At 33.5% G+C, this 1503-nt stretch carries 2 protein-coding genes; both read right to left on the bottom strand.

All coding sequences use genetic code 11. The annotated features are described in order from the left end of the window. Positions 1-93: 93 nt before the first annotated feature. A complete protein-coding gene (locus LLW17_RS18780; protein ID WP_228231830.1) occupies positions 94-525 on the bottom strand; it encodes a hypothetical protein in 432 nt (143 codons plus the stop codon). 62 nt (positions 526-587) lie between these two features. After that, complete coding sequence (locus LLW17_RS18775; protein ID WP_228231829.1) at positions 588-1355, bottom strand: DUF3857 domain-containing protein; 768 nt, start codon at positions 1353-1355, stop codon at positions 588-590. Between the last annotated feature and the right edge of the window lie 148 nt (positions 1356-1503).

The raw sequence follows: 1503 nt of genomic DNA, 5'->3' as shown, positions 1-1503 counted from the left end.
CTCTTTGAGAGCTTCTAAAACCACTTTGGTCTTGAACTTGGGTGTGAATTTTCTTCGTGTCATAAAACAGTAAATTTAAAGTTATTTTGGAACTTAAATTACTGTCCTAATTTTTGGGGGATGCTCAATTAGCAAATCGTCTATACTACCATCAAAGCGCTTTTTTGCAACTACAATTTCGTATGGGATTTTTTCATCTTTAAGGAATTTCCCAAAGCGTATTATAAACTCCTTTTGATCATCCAGGTCTAAAGGCGAAAAGTTATAATAGCCAAATGGATAATTCATTATACCGGCCTCCCTTATATAATAGGCTTCTACATACCTGGTAAGATAGTAATGTCTTAAATAATAGTACGCTGCTGTTACTTTCTCAGTATCATTTGTAATGTTTTTATCTTCTAAAAATCTATCGACACTTTTGATTTTATAACTGGGTTTAAAGCGCTCATCATAAAGTTTTAAAACTTCATCCTGACTTACGTTCTCTTTAATAATATTTTCTTTTTCCGGTAAAAAAGCCATTGCAGCCTCTTCATATCTACCAGATCTGGCAAAGAAAACCTGAAATTTATACGTTGGTAATTCTACGAGTGGATAAAACCAGTTTTTAGAATCGTATTTTTCAATATCTGAAGCTTCCAGAGAATAGCGTCTGGTATTGTTTTTTCGGTTTTTATCTCTTTAAGTTTTGGTGCTCCATTAAATGAGTTGAAATTGATAAAAAAGTCATTTTCAGTTTCAAAAAACAGTTTATAATCTACTATTGGGTATTCATCAGAGAGTATACTCTCAACCGGGTCAAAGCCGTAAGCTATTTTAGACCTGAAGGGTTCTTCTTTATAAATATAATAATCGATGATATCTCCTACTTCAAGATTTGAGATGGCAATTTTTGTTTCCTCGTCCTGCTGAACTGATTCGTTTTCGAAATCAATTACAATCTCGGTTCCATCCTGTTTTATAACTTTAATTCCTACGTAATAACCTTTTTTACGCTTCGCTTTGATAGTAACCGGAACAAAGTAGATGTAGGCCTTTGTAGGGCTTGTAAACAGATCGTCAAATGTAAATTCAGAGAACCTGAGTACTGCGTTCTTATCAAGTAGTTTTATACGTTTTCTGGTTGAAGTAGTATAGGTGATATTCATGCCAGATTTATTGAAATCGTAATTCTCGTTCTTGAATAAAACCACGGCAGACTCATTTTTCCATTTTTCGGGAATTTCAAGTGTATTGCTATGTATATCATTTGCTCCCCAAAAAAAGTCTCTCACTCTAAGTTCATCTTTAGATTGAGCAAAACCGGAATAAAAAAGCAGTAGTAAAGCGAGGCAAAAAAAGTTAATTTTCATTAAATGTTACTTGTGAGTGAGTGTACTTCCCTAAATAGCGTTGACCGTTTTTAGGTTATTATTTCATTGTTAAAAATAGTCATTATTGTTCTTTGTGGGATAGCCAACAAAGAACACTGTTTTTCAAAGGCTACTGGGGTCATTTTCT

This window comes from Leeuwenhoekiella parthenopeia, assembly GCF_020782115.1.
In the GTDB taxonomy this organism is placed as follows: domain Bacteria; phylum Bacteroidota; class Bacteroidia; order Flavobacteriales; family Flavobacteriaceae; genus Leeuwenhoekiella; species Leeuwenhoekiella parthenopeia.
The sequence above is the reverse complement of the archived record's forward strand: the minus strand, read 5'-3'. Positions and strand labels throughout refer to the sequence as shown.

What these genes read in the sequence shown, in the direction of transcription:
- LLW17_RS18780 (WP_228231830.1), bottom strand. Translation starts at nt 525, where the DNA reads ATGGCTTTTTTACCGGAAAAAGAAAATATTATTAAAGAGAACGTAAGT.
- LLW17_RS18775 (WP_228231829.1), bottom strand. Translation starts at nt 1,355, where the DNA reads ATGAAAATTAACTTTTTTTGCCTCGCTTTACTACTGCTTTTTTATTCC.